Source organism: Anaerovirgula multivorans (assembly GCF_900188145.1).
Taxonomy (GTDB): Bacteria; Bacillota; Clostridia; order Peptostreptococcales; family Natronincolaceae; genus Anaerovirgula; species Anaerovirgula multivorans.
Map to the genome: position 1 here is coordinate 90,188 of NZ_FZOJ01000010.1, position 17,344 is coordinate 107,531.

General features: G+C 37.1%; 19 protein-coding genes. 4 read left to right on the forward strand and 15 right to left on the reverse strand.

Annotated features, from left to right (window positions below):
• Positions 1-17: 17 nt before the first annotated feature.
• From CHB72_RS11955 to purR, 6 genes are all read right to left on the reverse strand, one after another.
• On the reverse strand, positions 18-407 hold the full coding sequence (locus CHB72_RS11955; protein WP_089283111.1) for a hypothetical protein: 390 nt from the start codon (positions 405-407) through the stop codon (positions 18-20).
• Positions 408-428: 21 nt separating this feature from the next.
• The gene (gene pth, locus CHB72_RS11960) at positions 429-986 is read right to left on the reverse strand and encodes an aminoacyl-tRNA hydrolase (protein WP_089283112.1); all 558 of its coding nucleotides are present in this window, start codon (positions 984-986) and stop codon (positions 429-431) included.
• An 11-nt stretch (positions 987-997) separates the two neighbouring features.
• Positions 998-1,945 (reverse strand): ribose-phosphate diphosphokinase, encoded by a 948-nt coding sequence (locus tag CHB72_RS11965; RefSeq protein WP_089283113.1) that lies wholly within the window; start codon positions 1,943-1,945, stop codon positions 998-1,000.
• Between the two features lie 7 nt (positions 1,946-1,952).
• The gene (glmU, locus tag CHB72_RS11970) at positions 1,953-3,332 is read right to left on the reverse strand and encodes a bifunctional UDP-N-acetylglucosamine diphosphorylase/glucosamine-1-phosphate N-acetyltransferase GlmU (RefSeq protein WP_089283114.1); all 1,380 of its coding nucleotides are present in this window, start codon (positions 3,330-3,332) and stop codon (positions 1,953-1,955) included.
• Positions 3,333-3,614: 282 nt separating this feature from the next.
• On the reverse strand, positions 3,615-3,920 hold the full coding sequence (spoVG, locus tag CHB72_RS11975; protein ID WP_089283115.1) for a septation regulator SpoVG: 306 nt from the start codon (positions 3,918-3,920) through the stop codon (positions 3,615-3,617).
• A gap of 197 nt (positions 3,921-4,117) precedes the next feature.
• A complete protein-coding gene (purR, locus tag CHB72_RS11980; RefSeq protein ID WP_089283116.1) occupies positions 4,118-4,936 on the reverse strand; it encodes a pur operon repressor in 819 nt (272 codons plus the stop codon).
• Positions 4,937-5,214: 278 nt separating this feature from the next.
• Here purR and murC point away from each other — a divergent pair, with 278 nt between their 5' ends.
• A complete protein-coding gene (gene murC, locus CHB72_RS11985) occupies positions 5,215-6,600 on the forward strand; it encodes a UDP-N-acetylmuramate--L-alanine ligase (protein ID WP_089283117.1) in 1,386 nt (461 codons plus the stop codon).
• Positions 6,601-6,742: 142 nt separating this feature from the next.
• Here the strand turns inward: murC and CHB72_RS11990 are convergent, their stop codons facing one another.
• From CHB72_RS11990 to CHB72_RS12010, 5 genes are all read right to left on the reverse strand, one after another.
• Positions 6,743-7,741 carry an LCP family protein gene (locus CHB72_RS11990; RefSeq protein WP_089283118.1) on the reverse strand — a complete coding sequence of 333 codons (999 nt, stop codon included), beginning with the start codon at positions 7,739-7,741 and terminating at the stop codon, positions 6,743-6,745.
• A gap of 123 nt (positions 7,742-7,864) precedes the next feature.
• Positions 7,865-9,325 carry an aminotransferase class I/II-fold pyridoxal phosphate-dependent enzyme gene (locus CHB72_RS11995; RefSeq protein WP_089283119.1) on the reverse strand — a complete coding sequence of 487 codons (1,461 nt, stop codon included), beginning with the start codon at positions 9,323-9,325 and terminating at the stop codon, positions 7,865-7,867.
• Between the two features lie 141 nt (positions 9,326-9,466).
• Positions 9,467-10,579, reverse strand: coding sequence for a M20/M25/M40 family metallo-hydrolase (locus CHB72_RS12000; protein WP_089283120.1), 1,113 nt, complete (start codon positions 10,577-10,579; stop codon positions 9,467-9,469).
• 139 nt (positions 10,580-10,718) lie between these two features.
• Complete coding sequence (locus CHB72_RS28095; RefSeq protein ID WP_089283121.1) at positions 10,719-10,883, reverse strand: AbgT family transporter; 165 nt, start codon at positions 10,881-10,883, stop codon at positions 10,719-10,721.
• A 215-nt stretch (positions 10,884-11,098) separates the two neighbouring features.
• Positions 11,099-11,491, reverse strand: a complete 393-nt coding sequence (locus CHB72_RS12010; protein WP_089283122.1) for a hypothetical protein — start codon at positions 11,489-11,491, stop codon at positions 11,099-11,101.
• A 254-nt stretch (positions 11,492-11,745) separates the two neighbouring features.
• Between CHB72_RS12010 and CHB72_RS12015 the strand changes: the two genes are divergently transcribed.
• From CHB72_RS12015 to CHB72_RS12025, 3 genes are all read left to right on the forward strand, one after another.
• Complete coding sequence (locus CHB72_RS12015; protein ID WP_089283123.1) at positions 11,746-12,075, forward strand: YtrH family sporulation protein; 330 nt, start codon at positions 11,746-11,748, stop codon at positions 12,073-12,075.
• A complete protein-coding gene (locus CHB72_RS12020; protein WP_089283124.1) occupies positions 12,072-12,524 on the forward strand; it encodes a hypothetical protein in 453 nt (150 codons plus the stop codon). The genes CHB72_RS12015 and CHB72_RS12020 overlap by 4 nt, the downstream gene beginning before the upstream one ends.
• A gap of 70 nt (positions 12,525-12,594) precedes the next feature.
• Positions 12,595-13,050: a rhodanese-like domain-containing protein gene (locus CHB72_RS12025; RefSeq protein WP_089283125.1), complete on the forward strand. Its 456-nt coding sequence runs from the start codon at positions 12,595-12,597 to the stop codon at positions 13,048-13,050.
• A gap of 28 nt (positions 13,051-13,078) precedes the next feature.
• On the opposite strand, the gene CHB72_RS12030 is transcribed toward CHB72_RS12025, so the two are convergent.
• The 4 genes from CHB72_RS12030 to rnmV form a co-directional block, all read right to left on the reverse strand.
• The gene (locus tag CHB72_RS12030; protein WP_242975115.1) at positions 13,079-14,080 is read right to left on the reverse strand and encodes a sodium:calcium antiporter; all 1,002 of its coding nucleotides are present in this window, start codon (positions 14,078-14,080) and stop codon (positions 13,079-13,081) included.
• A gap of 165 nt (positions 14,081-14,245) precedes the next feature.
• Complete coding sequence (locus CHB72_RS12035; protein ID WP_089283127.1) at positions 14,246-15,568, reverse strand: DUF7922 domain-containing protein; 1,323 nt, start codon at positions 15,566-15,568, stop codon at positions 14,246-14,248.
• 172 nt (positions 15,569-15,740) lie between these two features.
• The gene (gene rsmA, locus CHB72_RS12040; RefSeq protein WP_089283128.1) at positions 15,741-16,604 is read right to left on the reverse strand and encodes a 16S rRNA (adenine(1518)-N(6)/adenine(1519)-N(6))-dimethyltransferase RsmA; all 864 of its coding nucleotides are present in this window, start codon (positions 16,602-16,604) and stop codon (positions 15,741-15,743) included.
• A gap of 9 nt (positions 16,605-16,613) precedes the next feature.
• On the reverse strand, positions 16,614-17,150 hold the full coding sequence (gene rnmV, locus CHB72_RS12045; RefSeq protein ID WP_089283129.1) for a ribonuclease M5: 537 nt from the start codon (positions 17,148-17,150) through the stop codon (positions 16,614-16,616).
• Positions 17,151-17,344 lie beyond the last annotated feature (194 nt).

Below are 17,344 nucleotides of genomic sequence, written 5' to 3' on the forward strand. Positions count from 1 at the left end.
GGGACATCTTAATTTAGTTATATTTTTTTGACAACATACCAATTCCATCCACTATGGAAAATCCAAGCTACTATTATTGCGATCATTGAATAATTGGTTTTTGTATAGGTTAGATGTGTAACAATGCCAAAAAAGCTATGGCTAACTATACTAGCCACAGCAGCCCACTTCCCAATTTTTTTTGATGAAGTCATGATATCATAAATACCTTCAATACATCCAAAGATAAAATGGGTTCCTATGATATTGGTTTTTAGGAAAATGGCAAAGGTAGTCTTTGCCATTTCCTCCAGTAAAGGTACTACGATTGTTAAGCCTTCATCCTGAAAAGACTTTAAGATTATTTTATTACATAAATAAGCAAACGCAGCCGAGAATATACCTGCCATGATGATTTTTGCGATCATACACATGCTCCTCTTGTTAGTCTATCCATTAAATTGGTTCATGGCCTTATCTATGCCTTCCTTTACGATGGATTCCACCGCTAAAGCAGCTTTGTCTATTGTTTCCCTTATAGGAGGAATCTCCTCCTTTGAAAATCTACTGGTGACAAAATCTGCTAAGTCTCCGAATTGAGGTCGCCCTATACCAATTCTCACCCTAGGAAACTCATCGGATTGCAGTTGATAGATGACAGATCTCATACCGTTATGGGTACCTGCACTACCTTTATGGCGAATTCTAAGTATCCCTACTTCTATATCAATATCATCATAGATAACGATGAGGTTCTTGGTTTCAATTTTATAAAACTCTACGATGTCCCTAACACTTTCACCACTAAGATTCATGAAGGTCTGAGGTTTTACCAACAAAACCTTTTCGCCCCCCCAAAAGCCTTCACCATAAAGCGCTTTATGTTTCAATTTATTTACTTTTATATTGTTGCGATAGGCCAGTAAATCTATGGTATCAAAGCCAACATTGTGGCGAGTTGCATCATATCTTTTACCGGGGTTCCCTAGTCCAACGACAATGTACATAAGTTACACCTCTAATCAAATAACCTACTAACAGAAATATTCTTGTATATTCTTTGAATGGCTTCTGCAAATAGAGATGCCACTGACATCACCTGCATCTTATCAATCATTTTTTCCTCTGGTAAGGTAATGGTGTTGGTTACAATCAGTTCTTTAATTGGAGAGTTATCAATTCTCTCAATGGCTGGACCCGAAAGTAATGGATGGGTACAGCAGGCGTATACGTCCTTTGCACCAAATTCCTTTAAGGCACTAGCACCCTGTGCAATGGTTCCAGCGGTATCAATCATATCATCGATTAAAATAACGTTTTTCCCTTCCACATCACCAATGATGTTCATGACTTCAGAAACATTTGCCTTTGGTCTTCTCTTATCAATAATGGCAATAGGGGCTTCTAAATGATTGGCAAAGTTTCTAGCCCTTGTAACGCTTCCTAAGTCCGGAGAAACCACTACTAGATCTTGAAGGTTTTTATTTAGGAAGTATTTTGCTAAAATAGGTACGCCCAAAAGATGATCCACAGGAATATTGAAGTACCCTTGAATCTGGGCAGCATGTAGGTCCATTGCCAATACCCTGTCAGCTCCTGCAGTAGTAAGCAAGTCAGCTACTAATTTTGCTGTGATCGGATCTCTTGCCTTTGCTTTTCTGTCCTGACGTGCGTAGCCATAGTAGGGTAGTACTGCTGTAATTCTTCCTGCTGAAGCTCTTTTAAAGGCGTCAATAAGTATTAACAGCTCCATAAGATGATCATTCACCGGTGGGTGAGTAGGTTGTACAACGAAAACATCTGCTCCTCTTACGGTTTCGTTAATATTTACTGCTATTTCTCCATCACTAAAGGTACCTACTTCACAATTTCCAAGAGGTACACCTAGCTCATGGGCTATCTCCTTTGCCAATGCAGGATTTGCATTGCCACTAAATACTTTAATCTCATTACCGCTGGTATTCATTTTTTTATTACTCCTCCTTTGTTTTCAACAAGCCTTTGCGTTTTACCCAATCCTCTTTGTTCTCCTGACGACTTCGAGCCACCGCCAATGCTCCCCGGGCTACAGTTTTTGTTATGGTGGAACCACTGGCTACATAGGCGGACTCCTCTACTACTAAAGGAGCGATTAGGTTGGAATTACTACCGATAAAAGCATAATCCTTTACGATAGTTTTATGTTTATTTTTACCATCATAGTTGACAAATACAACGCCACATCCAATGTTTACCTGCTGTCCTATCTCTGCATCTCCTATATAAGCAAGGTGGGATGCTTTAGAATAGTCTCCTATAACAGCATTTTTGACCTCAACAAAATCCCCAATTTTCACATGCTTTCCAATGTGACTATTAGGCCGTAAAAAAGCATAGGGTCCTATGTTGGTGGCATCTCCCACAGTACTATGGATGATGGTAGAATTTTGGATGTTTACTTCATTTCCTATGGTGGATTCTTCAATTTTACTGTTGGCGCCGATAATACAACCCTCTCCAACAATGGTTTTCCCTGTTAACGTAGCACCGGGGTAAAGTATAGTATCTCTACCGATTTGCACGGATTTTTCAATATAGGTATGGCTAGGATTGATGATGGTAACCCCCTGATCCATGTGTTTTTCAGCGATCCTTCGTCGCATGATTTCTTCTACCTGGGCCAACTGACTTCGAGAATTTACCGCCATAATGTCTTCATAATCCTTTGTTTTATATACCCCTACTGTTTTACCTATCTCTGAAATAATGGTTAGAGCATCGGTTAAGTAGTATTCTTTTTGGGCATTTTCACTAGTGATTCTTGGTAAAGCTTCTTTTAATGCCTTAGCATCAAAGCAGTAAAGACCAGAGTTGATTTCCTTGATCTTCTTTTCCTCTACTGTAGCATCCTTCTCCTCTACAATTTTCAGAAGTTCTTCCTTATCACCTCTAACAATTCGACCGTAGCCATAAGGTTCCTCTAGGTCTGCTGTTAAAACAGTGGCACTATACCTTTCCTCTTCATGATAGGCAATCAGCTGCCTTAAAGTTTCCTCTGTAATAAGGGGTCCATCTCCATTTAATACCAATATAGTTCCTTCCTCCGCCAGTAAATCATAGGCTTTTTTCACTGCATGACCAGTTCCTAACTGTTGGCTTTGAAGGGCTGTTTTCACATCTTTATCTAAACTGCTGATTACTTCTTCTGCACCATGTCCTACAATGACAATACACTCTTGAATTGATGCATTCTTGGCTACATCAATCACATGCTGCAGCATTGTTTGGCCACAAACCTCATGAAGTACCTTTGGAAGCTTAGACTTCATTCGGGTTCCTGCACCTGCTGCCAATATCACTGCCTGTAGCTTCATTTCTTCACCACCTATTGTCGCCCTCTGGGCGAAATTTGCCGTCTATGGCGGATTTAAAAATGTAAATTGTTATAGAGCTTGACTTTAATTTTGGTTCAAGTTTTTGATTTCTCATTTTACATTTTTAAATTTTTGCATTTATTCTTAGTATTTCCCTTTAATAGTTTATTATATTTTAAATAAATAATAAACCCTTTTTCTTTAAATTCTTCTTGCGGAAAATTTTTCTTTAGAACAAAAACAAAAAAAAGAGCCCTATTGATGCAAGGCTCCTTCTTGGGACTATGCGTGGTTAGCTTCGTTAATCGTTTCGAATGATTCTACTTCTGACTCTTCATTTACTCTCTCATATTCTGTAAAAATTGCCTCTTGGATTTTAGATCTAGTATCAGAATTTATTGGATGGGCTATATCTCTAAAATCCCCTTCCCCCATTTTTCTGCTAGGCATTGCGATGAATAGCCCGTTCTGTCCTTCGATAATTTTAATGTCATGTACAACAAACTCATTATCAAAAGTAACTGAGACGATTGCCTTCATTTTGCCTTCTGCTGCCACCTTTCTAATTCTCACATCGGTTACTTGCATCTGTCCTTCACCACCTTCCCTTATGCTAATACTGGGCTGTGCATAATGTTTTAAATTTAGGATTAATTACCTTTATTCTCCATAAATTTCTAATTTCCTTCTTTAATAATTAAATAATTATAAATTTCTTACATTTTGGTAGGATTTCATACAGTTGCCTCCATGTTAGTGTCATTTAATATACCTATTAAGGTTTTTTATACTAGTTCTGGATTAGGATAGATATTGATGAAGCCTTCCTTTTCCTTTACTTCCTCCAGGATTAGCAGAGGGATATAGTCCTTCACTAACTTTTCCTGCGGCTCCTTTGTGCCTATAAGCACACCGATTGCCTCTACCTGTGTATCAAATTCCTTCATCATATCCACCATACCCTTTGCGGTTCCTCCCGCCTTCATAAAGTCATCGATGATAATTACCTTGGAATTTGGTTTAATAGCTCGTCTTGATAAGGACATTTTTTGAATTTTTCCAGTGGAACCAGAAACATAATTAATGCTTACAGTGGAGCCCTCTGTTACCTTACTGTCTCTTCTAAGAATAACTAATGGCAGGTTCATAGCCTTGGCCACCATAAGAGCTAAAGGAATCCCTTTTGTTTCTACTGTAATAATATAGTCTACCTCTCTATAATCAAACTGGCTGGTAAAAACCTCCCCCAGTTGATGAATCTTTTGTGGTGAATAGATGACATCCGCCATATAGAGAAAACCTCCTGGCAAAATCCTTTCTCCCTGTGATAAATAACAACAGATATTCTCCAAGATTTCTTTGTTTTGTTCCTCAGTAACAAAAGGAATATATTTTACTCCCCCAGCTGCTCCTGATATCGTCTGAATTTTTCCTAGTCTCATTTTTTCCATAGATTGCTTTACCACCATAATATCTTCACTTATAGTAGATTTTGCTGCAAAAAATCTTTCTGTAAAATAATTTAATGTAAAAATTTTATTAGGCTGATCTCCGAGGATTTTCATTATGGCGGCAATTCTTTCGTTTCTTTTCAGCTTTTCCATTAAAATAATTCCTCCAGGTATGAATATTTTTATTTATTATATATGTTTTATTCGTTTTTTACAAGGTGTTAAGGAAAAAACCAAAGATGAAAGTATTATAATTTCAAATTTACTGTGCATATTAAGGATTTTATGTTATTATATTGAACAGAGTTTCGTATTAATATAAGAGAGAAAATCTCTTTTTATACATCTTCAGAAAACATTTTGTTCTATTAATGCAAGAATGTGGCAACACTACCGGATAGAATACAACTTATTGTAAAGGAGCGAAGATTGTGATTGCTTTTAATTTAAATGAACATAAAATCCATCACATCCATTTAATTGGAATTGGTGGCATTAGTATGAGTGCTATTGCAGAGGTTCTCTTAAGTCACGGTTATCGTGTGTCGGGCTCTGATATTAGAGACTCAAATATTTTGCAAAAACTAAGACAGCATGGTGGAGAAATTTTCATTGGCCATGCAGCTGAAAATATTCAAAATCCTGATTTGATAGTCTATAGTGCTGCTATTAAAGACTTTAATCCCGAAAGAATTCGAGCTAAGGAGTTAAATATTCCTCAGGTCGATCGAGCAGAAATGCTGGGGCAAATTATGAAAAAGTACGATAAAGCTATTGCTGTAGCTGGGAGTCATGGTAAGACTACCACCACCTCTTTGATCTCTTTGCTCATGGAATATGCAGGACTAGATCCTACTATTTTGGTAGGGGGAGAACTAGACAGTATCGGAGGTAACATTAAAATCGGTAAAAGTCAGCATTTTATAACAGAAGCCTGTGAATATGTAGAAAGCTTCTTAAAGTTTTTTCCTTACATAGCCGTTGTTTTAAATATTGATGAAGACCACTTGGACTATTATAAAGATATCCATCATATTAAAGATGCTTTTAGAAGGTTTGTAGCACTAGTACCTAAAGAAGGTTTTCTAGTGGCTTGTCACGATGATACAGAGGTACAGGAGATTTATGAGGCTGCCTCCTGTAATCTTATTACCTATGGTATTCGAACCGCTGCTGATTTTGTAGCTAAGGACATTGTCTTTAATGAAGAAGGATACCCTGCCTTCAATGTCACTTACAAAGGTGAGAACCTTGGGAAGTTTCATTTAGGAGTTCCGGGGCTTCATAATGTATATAATGCTTTGGCAGCTATTACTACCTCTTATCTATTAGGCATCGATGCCAAAACCATCTCTAACAATATTCACCGTTATCAAGGAATTCATCGTCGTTTTGATATATTGGGAGAAGTAAAGGGCGCTAGAATCATTGATGACTATGCCCATCATCCTGTGGAAATCAAGGCTACTTTAGAAGCTGCAAAACAATATCCTCATAAAAAAATATGGGCTATCTTTCAGCCTCATACCTACAGCCGTACAAAGGCTTTGTTAAAGGATTTTGCCTTGGCCTTTGATGCAGCGGATCACATCATTATTACGGATATTTATGCTGCTAGAGAGCCAGAGGATGGCGAGATTAACAGTAAAAAGCTCGTAGAATTAATGGATCCTAAGCTAGAGGCTCGATACATGTCTGGTTTTGAAACAATTGCAGACCATATTTATGAGAAGGTGGAATCTGGAGATTTGGTGTTAACTATGGGAGCTGGTGACGTTTATAGAATCGCCGAAATACTGCTTAATAAAATGGAATAAGCTTCATTTTCACGAGAAATCACTTGCGCAAGAAAACCCAGCGACCGTGACGTATACAGAAATACGTAAGGATGCTGGGTTTTTGAATCAACGAAGAAGATGGTGACTTTTTAACAGTCTGAGCGGAGATTGCTCTCCACTTTTAATTATTATTCTCTTGTGATGTATCTTCTTGTGCTATATCCTCTTGAACTCCATAAATCTCTAGTAAAAGCTGACGGGTCTCCTTTGCATCATTAACAAAATAGGATAACTTATCCTCCATATATTTTGGCTCACCCGGCAAAGTGTGCATCTGAATATTTTGCATGTCTAGACCAATTGCACTGGTGGCCAATCGCATAATATCTTGTAGTTCTATATCTGTTTTCACATGTCTAAAGCTATTGCTAACGAGACCTGGTAAGTTTCCTAGGTTCATAGCCTTCTTCATAGCAGACTGCATAAATTCCTGTTGAGCTTGAATTCTGCCTAAGTCTCCATTACGGTCTAAACCACCGCTCCCAGGGGTTGCTTGACGATACCTTAAGAACTTTACAGCATCATCTCCTTTTAAAACTCTAGGACCTGGTGGAAAGTTGATAACAAGTGGCGGGTCATCATAGTCGTCCCTATAATACATTCCTGGATTTGGTATGGTTACGGGTACCCCCCCAATGGTATTTACAATAGAGGCAGCGCCCTTATAAGTAATGGTAATATAATGATGTACTGGTACATCTAGTAATACATCACTAACAACTGTTTTTACTCCTGCTGCTCCGTGGTCTCCATAAACAGCATTAATCTTCTTTTTCCCAAGTCCATCATAGCCGACTCTTGGATAATAAGTATCTCTAGGTACAGAAATTATATCTATTTTTTTAGTATCAGGATCAAAGGATACAAACATCATGGTGTCACTTCTCATGCCCTCAAGCCCCAACATGACAAAGTTTACTCTGTTGCTTTCAGAAAAGGCCCTGATCAGCTCATCCTTTTCCTCTATCTCTTCAAAATCATCATCTTGTACCCTCTCAGGCGGCACTTCTGCATTAGGATGCTGGTCCTTCATAAAGGTATTAAATCCTATAAATACTCCACCAATTAGCACAACAAAGCTTAAAAAGGCTATAGTGAAAATTTTCCAAAAAACTTTCATCACATTCACTTCCCTACTTGAAGTTCTTTCTTGTAATTACATCTGCATCTGATTATATCAAATTATGACATGAAAATCTATAGCCCTTTATATTTAGTCATATTTTCCACATGTTTTTTTCTATCACCTTTGGCCTAAGACCTTTACGAAGTTCACATAAGGGTCATCTGTCCCTTGTAATAGGCTTCCCTCCTGTTTTAACATATAGATATAATCTATCATCTCCTGGGTAATTCTTTCCCCTGGTGCAATGATGGGAATGCCTGGAGGATAAGCCATAATTGATTCTCCACTAACTTCACCTGCTGCATCCTCTAGTCCTACAATCTTGGTATTGCTATAATAGGCATCTCTAGGGGTGACAATCATTTCAGGGTTTTTCAGTACACCGCTTTTAATTTGAATGACTTTAGGTTTCCTATATTTTTCTGCAATATCCTTAAAAGCCGCTACAAGTGCGTTAATCTGGACCTCAGTATCTCCAAGGCTGAGGATGGCTAAAACATTATAATAATCTGCCAATTCTGTCTGTATGTTATATCCATCCCTTAACAAATCATATACCTCAAAGCCCGTCAAGCCTATACCTGCAGCAGAAACTCCCAGCTTCGTTTCGTCATAGTCATACACTCCTGGTGTGCCTATCATCTCAGTACCAAAGGCATAGAGGCCCTGGATTGTATTTATTTGTTTTCTGGCTTCTCTACTTAGTCTCAAAGTTTTTCCCAGCATTTCTTTCCCATGTATCGCCAGCTGTTTCCTTGCCACATCAATGCTAGCCATCAATAAATAAGAGGCACTGGTGGTTTGCGTTAAGTTTAGACTCTTCTTTACAGTGGCAGGAGAAATCATACCTTCCCTTAGTAACAGGAGTGAGCTTTGAGTTAGAGACCCACCAGTCTTGTGGGTACTGACAGCACTCATATCCGCCCCTGCCTCCATAGCGCTTATCGGCAAATCTTTATGAAATCTCAGATGGGCACCATGGGCTTCATCTGCTAACACCGCCATCCCATGCCGATGGGCTAATGCTACGATTTCTTTAAGGTTTGAGGTGGCTCCATAATAGGTTGGATTAATTATCATCACTGCCTTTGCATCTGGATGTCTTGCTATCATCTTTTCCAAATCCTCTACTGTGATTCCCATAGCAATGCCTAACCTTTCATTGATTTGAGGTTGAACATAAATTGGGATGGCGCCACTTAAAATGATCCCAGATATCGATGATTTATGGGCATTACGGGATAATATAATTTTATCTCCTGGTCTACAGGCGCTCATAATCATGGCTTGTATCCCCGAGGTCGTCCCGTTTACTAAGAAAAATCCATGATCTGCATTAAAGGCTTCTGCAGCCAATTCCTCAGCCTCGCGAATCACACCAATGGGATTGCATATATTATCTAAGCATTTCATTGAATTTACATCTATCTCCATCATCGTATTACCTACATACTCAGTGAATTCTTTTAATCCTCTACCATGTTTATGCCCCGGTACATCAAAAGGGATTACGTTTCTCCTATGATAGTCCCTTAATCCTGTAAACAACGGAGTTTGATTTTGATTAAAACCTGTCATGAAATCCACCTCTCGGACCGACATAATTCAGCAATATTTTTTACTGCCTATATCATTATTTTTTTGCTTATAATAACTTTCCCTTTAAAGAAAAAGACCATACAGAGACTCTTTTGAAGTCTTGCATAGCCTTTTTACATTTTATCCGAATACTTGAATAATCTGTGCCACCATTTTGGCACTATTTACTAAATCTTTGATATGGATATGTTCCTCTAATGTATGGGCCTTTTTCTCTCCTATACCAAGATTTACAGCTTTAATGCCATTCCCATTTAATATATTGGTATCACTTCCACCACCAGTAGCAGCTGTATAGCCTTCAATTCCTATTTGTGAGAAAGCTTCCTTAACTTTTGAAACAATTTCATCATTCTCTTCCACATGGAAGGGTGGATACATTCTTTCTACATCTATTTCTACCCTTCCTCCAAAATCAGCAGCCGCCTTTTTAAAGGCTTCTGCCATGTGAGCACTTTGAACATCTAGTTTATCTTCTTTAAGACTTCTAGCCTCCGCTTTAATTTCTACCAGGGGTGTTACAATATTAGTAGCTTCGCCACCAGTAATAACACCTATGTTGGCAGTAGTTTCTTCATCTATTCTTAAAAGCTTCATATTTTCAATAGCTCGTGCAGCAATCATAATAGCACTGATGCCCTCCTCTGGTGCTACACCAGCATGGGCAGGCTTTCCAAAAATTTTAGCGTTTACTTTATCTTGGCAGGGACCTGTAGTAATAATCTCTCCTGGGGATCCACCGCTGTCTAATATAAACCCATATTTTGCATTGATTTTACTGTAATCAAGGTATTTAGCTCCGAAGAGTCCTCCCTCTTCCCAAATGCTGAAAGCTACTTCTATATCTCCATGGGGAACTTTATTTTCCTTAATGACTCTGATACCTTCTAGTACTGCAGCAATTCCTGCTTTATTGTCCCCGCCTAAAATCGTTGTCCCATCACTGTAGATAATCTCCTCTTTAATGATGGGCTTTACACCTTCACCAGGTTTCACAGTATCCATATGGCAGCTAAATAAAATGGCAGGACCTTCACCTTTTCCTTTTAACTTAGCAATCAAGTTTCCAGTTTCTCCTCCCACCTTTTCTCCAGCAGCATCTACCATTACATCTAAACCAAGTTCTTGAAGCTTTTTCGTCAATACCTCTGCGATTTTTCCTTCCTTACCAGAATGACTATCGATTTGGACTAGCTCTAAAAATTCCTGTACTAAACGATCTTGATTTACCATATAGTTTACTCCTTTCCATACTGAGGTTTATATGTAGTATTCGTAAATGTCTTTATAATTATATCATAAAGCTTGGTTGGAAATAAAATAGAAAAGCAGAGAAAAAATATTCTCTGCTTAAAAAGACATAGATTAAAATTTAGAATGTCATATATTCTTCTGGTCCAATTGGCCAGCCTAGCATAAACCATGCTACGAATAGAACTGTCCATCCTAGCAGGAATAATAGGGAGAATGGCACCATTGTAGAAATGATCGTACCAAAGTTTTTTACCTTGCTGTTTTTCAAGGAATGATATACAATTAGTGTTAAATTTTTATGTCATCGGAAGAGAGTTCATTATGGCTAAACATGTTATAGATGAAGCAAAAACCGTTGTAGAGGCGGTATATCATACAAAGTTGGTATGTAAAGCAATTGAGGAATATATTAATAAAAAATATGCATAGCTTCATTAAATATTCATGAATAGAATAAAGGGGCGGAGAAACAAAGGTTTCTCCGCCATTTTTCTTTTACTAAAAGAACTCATTTCCAGAAAAACCAAAGAAGGGTCTTCTACGGCGCCTTCGTAACAATTGTCTAATAAGCAGGATGGTGATTAAATCTCTAAAAATCCCTCTTGGTCCAAACTGTTCTGCATCAACCTCTTGAGTACATAATCCATAGATCTCATCGGTCATTTCTTGGATCATAGCTGGGTCCACCTGTGGATACATTCTTGGGTGAGTGTAAACATCATATCGTGTACATACCTCTACTACTCTTGGATAAACCGTTCTATAAACCTCAGGATACATATCCGTCAAGTGGCTTCTGCTGTCATAGTAGTCCATATAGGTGTCCGGAATACCATAGTATGGATAGTGATGAGGGTTATGGTAAGGGTTGTGATATGGATTCTGATACATGTTCAATTCCTCCTCTCTCTTTTCAGTACATATTATGCAATTAATGAAAAATCTGCTACTAGCTATCATATAATTTAAAGAGATATAGCATATATTTATAGATAACCAATAAAAGTAAATGACTCAAATCTTTGATTTGATGTCAGTCACTCTCACAGAGTAAAATAAAGTCTTCCTTCCGAAGATTGATAGGCAGACTTTTTTATTATGATGCTGATTATCTACATTATCTGGTTTAATTGAGGTGAAAATAGATGCTTACTTTTTATCAAAATGTTGTTTATAATTTTTTTATTTCTTTAGGGGTTTTGCTGGGGGGCTGTTTGTTAGGAGGTGTCGCTGCTGCCGTTGTTGGCCATCCTCCACTAAAAACCATGATAGACTTATGTGAAAGAATTAAAATTTGGGCCATTATCGTAGCCTTAGGAGGAACTTTTCCCTCCTTTAAGGTTTTAGAAACTGGGATTTTCAATGGTGAAATTAGAGGTTTAGTTAAACAAATGATCTATATTTTAAGTGCCTTGGCGGGGGCTCATATTGCCTACAGGATTATTTATTACTTGGAGGGTAGTGGGAAGCTATGAAAAAATGGAGTAGATTGATTGCAATCTTCAGCATTGGATTCTTGATGGGTTTAGCTGCCATGAACCTCCTTCATATGCATACATTAGATCGCTTATATCGTATTCAAAATCAATTAACAAATCAGTTGTTAGACAGAGAAATTAAATTGGAACGATTAAACGAAAGTCTACAAAGCGAAAAGACTACTTTTGTTAAGGATCTTTCTATTAATGTGGAATTTGAAGGAAGTCCACTGGTAAAGGATGAAATAGAAAAGGTTGTTCATTTCTATTTAGCGGATTTAGTTGGTAAAGAACTGTGGCAGGTGGATGGAGAAATGATTTATAAGATACTGGACGATCGTATGGTTGATGTTGAGAATCGTCAGGCTCGCCTCCAGGTGAAATATATCGTTATCACCGAAAAAATTTCTATAGGGGTTAGAGCTCAAATTTCAGAAAAGTTGTAATACTGTACTAAAGTAACTTTTTTATAAATATATTAATAATAGACACTTTAACCAAGTGAGGGGTGAGATTATGCATATTTTTGTTGTTAAGCGGAGAAACATTTATATTGTTCTAGCACTTGTTATCATTTTGATTGTGGGTCTAGTATTTTGGGTTTTTACTAGAGATAAAGCTGTAAGTAATTACTCTACTATTAAATATACCTATGGTAATCTTCTACCAGAAGAAGCTAGAGATCTGATTGATAGCAATGCAAATGTAATTGTTTTGGATGTGCGAAATGAAAAGGAATTTAATAAGGGGCATTTAGAAAATGCCTTTCTTCTTCCTTTAAAAGAGCTAAGTACCCGCAGAGAAGAGTTAAGTCAAGAAAATGTGTACCTTGTTTATTGCGATAACGGCAAAGACAGTCAAAGGGCCTCCAAGCTTTTATCTGAGTCTGGCTACCCTAGAGTTTATTCCTTGGTTGGAGGCTATAACAAATGGCCCTATGAAATTACAAAGCCCGTACTCTATAATGATTAATCCAAAAGGATATATCTATAGATATAACTTAAGATACAAAAATTAGATAAATAGATAGAAGATAAAATCCCAAGATAAAGATAGAATCCCACCCAACAGAAAAAAGGGTCCTCTTAGAACGATAGAACAAGCCTATCACAGCGATGCAGCTTAATACAATACCTGCCATCGCTGTGATTGTGTGATCTATATTAATAGCAGTAAAAATAGATCCTTTGTAATAAACCATATCAGTTACTAAAATAATTAGCATGTTAAATATGTTACTACCAAAAACATTTCCTACTGCCATGTCATAAGCCCCAATTCGAATAGCTGCTATAGATGCCACCAATTCTGGTAAAGATGTAGTGGCTGCTATGAGAAGGGTTCCTACGAAGGTATGTCCCAATCCTGTTTGAACTGCAATAGCATCCCCTGTATGGGATAGGGTCATACCCGCCCATATAATAATAGTACAAGCTAAGCCGAAGCCAATGATTGCTCTATTAAGGGAAATATTATTTTGATCTACAATTTCTACATCTTCAGGGCTTTCTGTTTGTTCTTTTTTATTTTCATATCGTACAATTAATACTGAACCATATATGTAAACAGCAAATATTATCATGCTGCTTGCACTAACCCACCCTATTACAATATCAAAATTTCCTATATGGCTCGTTAAAATCGCCATTGCCCCAATAGCTGATAATAGCACCCCCAGCATCCCTGACAAAATATGATTCATTTTCACCTTAACCATCAAGGGTCCATGACCATGTAATATATCAATTAATGCCAAAATCATGATATTAAAGGTATTACTACCGTAAACATTGCCCATAGCAATATCTGGTGCATCGATAAGTGCGGAAGTAACACTGGTTACAAATTCTGGTAGAGAGGTAGCTGCTGCTATAAGAATGCCTCCCACAAGACTGTACCCAAGCTTAGTTTTTCTGGCGATTACATCTCCATACTGTGATAGCTTGGTGCCAGAGATTACTACCAGCACTGCACTGAAAATAAATAACAAGTAAGTATTCAACAATCTTTACCCCTCTTTCTTTCACTCTTTTCTTTAGCTTTTTCCAAATTGATAGTTATATACTCTGATGTTTTCTGGGGCGATAGAATTGTCACCCCTATCTTTATTCTTAATTTATCAAGACATGTATCCAAGAAGATAGCGGAGCTGTACCCCGCTATCTTCTTAGGATGAAATTTCTGTTGCCTCTAAAGGTTTTTCAACTTTACCGGTTTCTGCATTGATATGCATTAGCCAATAGCCAAAGTCCTCTTGTTTAAATTGCTCATAATGGGAGGCTCTCCAGTATACAAATCCTGTTGTTCCCTTATAGGGCTGTTCTATACCGATTCTTTTTCCAGGAATACCATAAACATAATACTTTGCTTTTCTCTTTTCATCATAGCAAACACCAAAAATATAGTGCTGGTATCTACAAAATTGTCTTTGATATTCTGATGAAGAATAGTAGGGATAATGGTAATAATAGGGGCTAATCATCATTTCGATATGGGAAATAAAAGGCATATAGGCCCTATATATTGTTTGGATGTTATATGAAATCTGCCACCATTCATAATTTTTTAAATTAGTGTCAAAGGGTTCTACCCTTGGAAACACCTTCAATGTATTTTCGATATATTTTTGTAGTGGATGGATTTCTTCATAATCCTGCTGAAAGCTATAGCTACCTGCAGGATGATCTTCTGTTTTCTTTTCTAATTTTTCCTTTATTTCCTTATCTTTTTCTTGTTCCACTGGTTTTTCTTCTTTAGATAAACTTTCCTTTGGTTCCACTACCTTTTCTTCTTTAGGTAAACTTTCCTTTGGTTCCACTACCTTTTCTTCTTTAGATAAGCTTTTCTTTGGTTCCACTACCCTTTCTTCTTTAGGTAAACTTCCCTTTGATTCTACTGGCTTTTCTTCTTTAGGTAAACTTCCCTTTGATTCTACTGGCTTTTCTATTTTCTCATCGACTTTAATTAGTTTTTCTTCCGGTTTTTCTTCAGACTTTTCTTTAGGCTGCTCTAAAACCTTTTCTTCTTTACCTTTTGTAGTAATAAATAGTTTCTTCTGAAGCAGTGGTTTCCAATTAGACTTTTCCTTATGTATATACCCCACCAAAGGTGCTATAACCCTTTGGGATTCTTCTAATGTTTCTACTACAAGTGCCAAAGTGTCAAAGTCTTCAATTGACTTTTTGAAGCCCTTCACATTTTCCGCATTAAACTGCCATATAACTTCCCCTTTACCATTGTTTTCTAGCTTGATAGGACCAATATCAACAATAGTGGGTTCTAATGTATCCTTTGTTTGAATCAAGTATAAACGGTAGCTTTCCTTTTTTTCTTCCAGCTTTTTTAGGTTTTGACAATATAATGACAGTGTACCCTGTTCATTTCTTACTTCAATTTTTCCGTAACCCTTGGTTCCTTCTGACTTTGAGTTGCTAAATCCTTTGTCTTCTTCTTCCAATATGACAAAATATCTTCTATATCTTCTTTTCACCGCCTGACCCCCTTCATATATTGATAGATTCTTTCACCTTTTTATTAATATATGTAAGAGGAAGGAAATAGTTGCTAGTAAATCCCACTTCTTAAGGAAGGGCTAAAGAAAATCTTTATAAATATGAGCATTAATAAAGTATAAAGATGAATATATGAAAGTTTTAGGTGATTTATAGCTTTCCCACAAAATAATTTGCTAGCTCTGCAAATTCTTGAATTGACAAGGTTTCTCCTCGCCTATTTCCGTCAATGTTGGTGGCTTCAAAAGCCTCCTTTACTAATTCCTTACTCAGGCTCAATCCTCCTGTACTTAGGGCGTTCAAAAGAGTTTTTCTGCGTTTTCCAAAGGCGTCTTTCACGATTCCAAAGAAAAGCTTCTCTTTTTCTACATATACCCTTGGTTTTTCTAGTACATCTAATCGAATCACAGTTGAATCCACCTTTGGTTGTGGTATAAATACTGATGGTGGAACCTTCAACATGATCTTAGGTTCACAGTAGTACTGAACAGCAATAGAAAGAGCTCCATAGTCTTTAGTTGAGGGCACCGCCTCCATCCGCTGTGCCACCTCCTGTTGAATCATAACTGTCATGGAGGTCATTGGTATTTTCTCTTCTAAAAACTTCATGATAATAGGGGTAGTAACATAATATGGCAAATTTCCGATCACCTTTACTTTTCGTCCCCCCAATTTTTTTTCAATAATTTCATGTAAATCTACCTTTAAAACATCCTCATGAATTACTTCTATATTATCATAATCAGCTAGGGTTTTCTGTAGAATAGGTATAAGATTCCTGTCTATTTCCACAGCTACTACTTTACCGGCTTTGTCTGCGATATGTTGTGTTAAACTACCGATACCAGGGCCTACTTCAACGACACAATCCTCTTTTGTGATATTTGCTGCTTCAACAATATTTTCTAATATATTTTTATCAATTAAAAAATTTTGCCCTAGGCTTTTGGAAAATCTAAATTGATATTCTTGAATAATTTCCTTAGTTTTTTTAGGTGATGCAATTTTATCCATAGGTTTTCTCTACTCCTCTAAATGTTTTAAAGCTTCCTGCCACTCATCTCTTGTAACCTCATAATGATTTAGACGGTTTAAAAATTGTTTGGCATTACCATAGCCTATACCCAGCAGTTTTCCTAACTGATCTCTTCGATAGGAGGCTTTGTTGTTACCAATAAGCTGATTGATTATTAAATCTTTTTGAGTAAATTCCTGTCTTTTCTCTATTGTTTGACTTCTAGCGTTTTTTAATGCCAATAAAATATTTTCTGGAGAGGCATTTTCTATGCCAATATCTCCTTCCTTCATGGCTTGTTCCCTTGGAAGAAAGGCATGCTTGCAGTTAGAAATTTGGGAGGCTATGGTTTTTCTTATTTTCTCTCCTGCAAAGTCAGGGTCTGTAAAAATAATGACGCCCCTTTTTTTTGCAGCAGTTTTTATCCTTTCCATCACCGCCGCCGGCAAAGCAAAACCTCCCGTAATAATCATTTCTGCATCAACAGCCCGTTTCACCGCCGCTACATCATCTTTTCCTTCTACAACGATTATTTCTTTTATCATTTGTATCTCCTCTTTTAAAATTAGATTCTTTCTGTTTATAAATTTTAATATGCTAATGGCTACATTTTGCAGTCCTCAACTATGATTTTCAGTCGAAGGAGAAACCGTAGACCGGGTATATTGAAATTTAATTATAAAGGTACATATCTATATTAATTTAATCAGGTAAAATTAACAATACTCCTATTATCAAT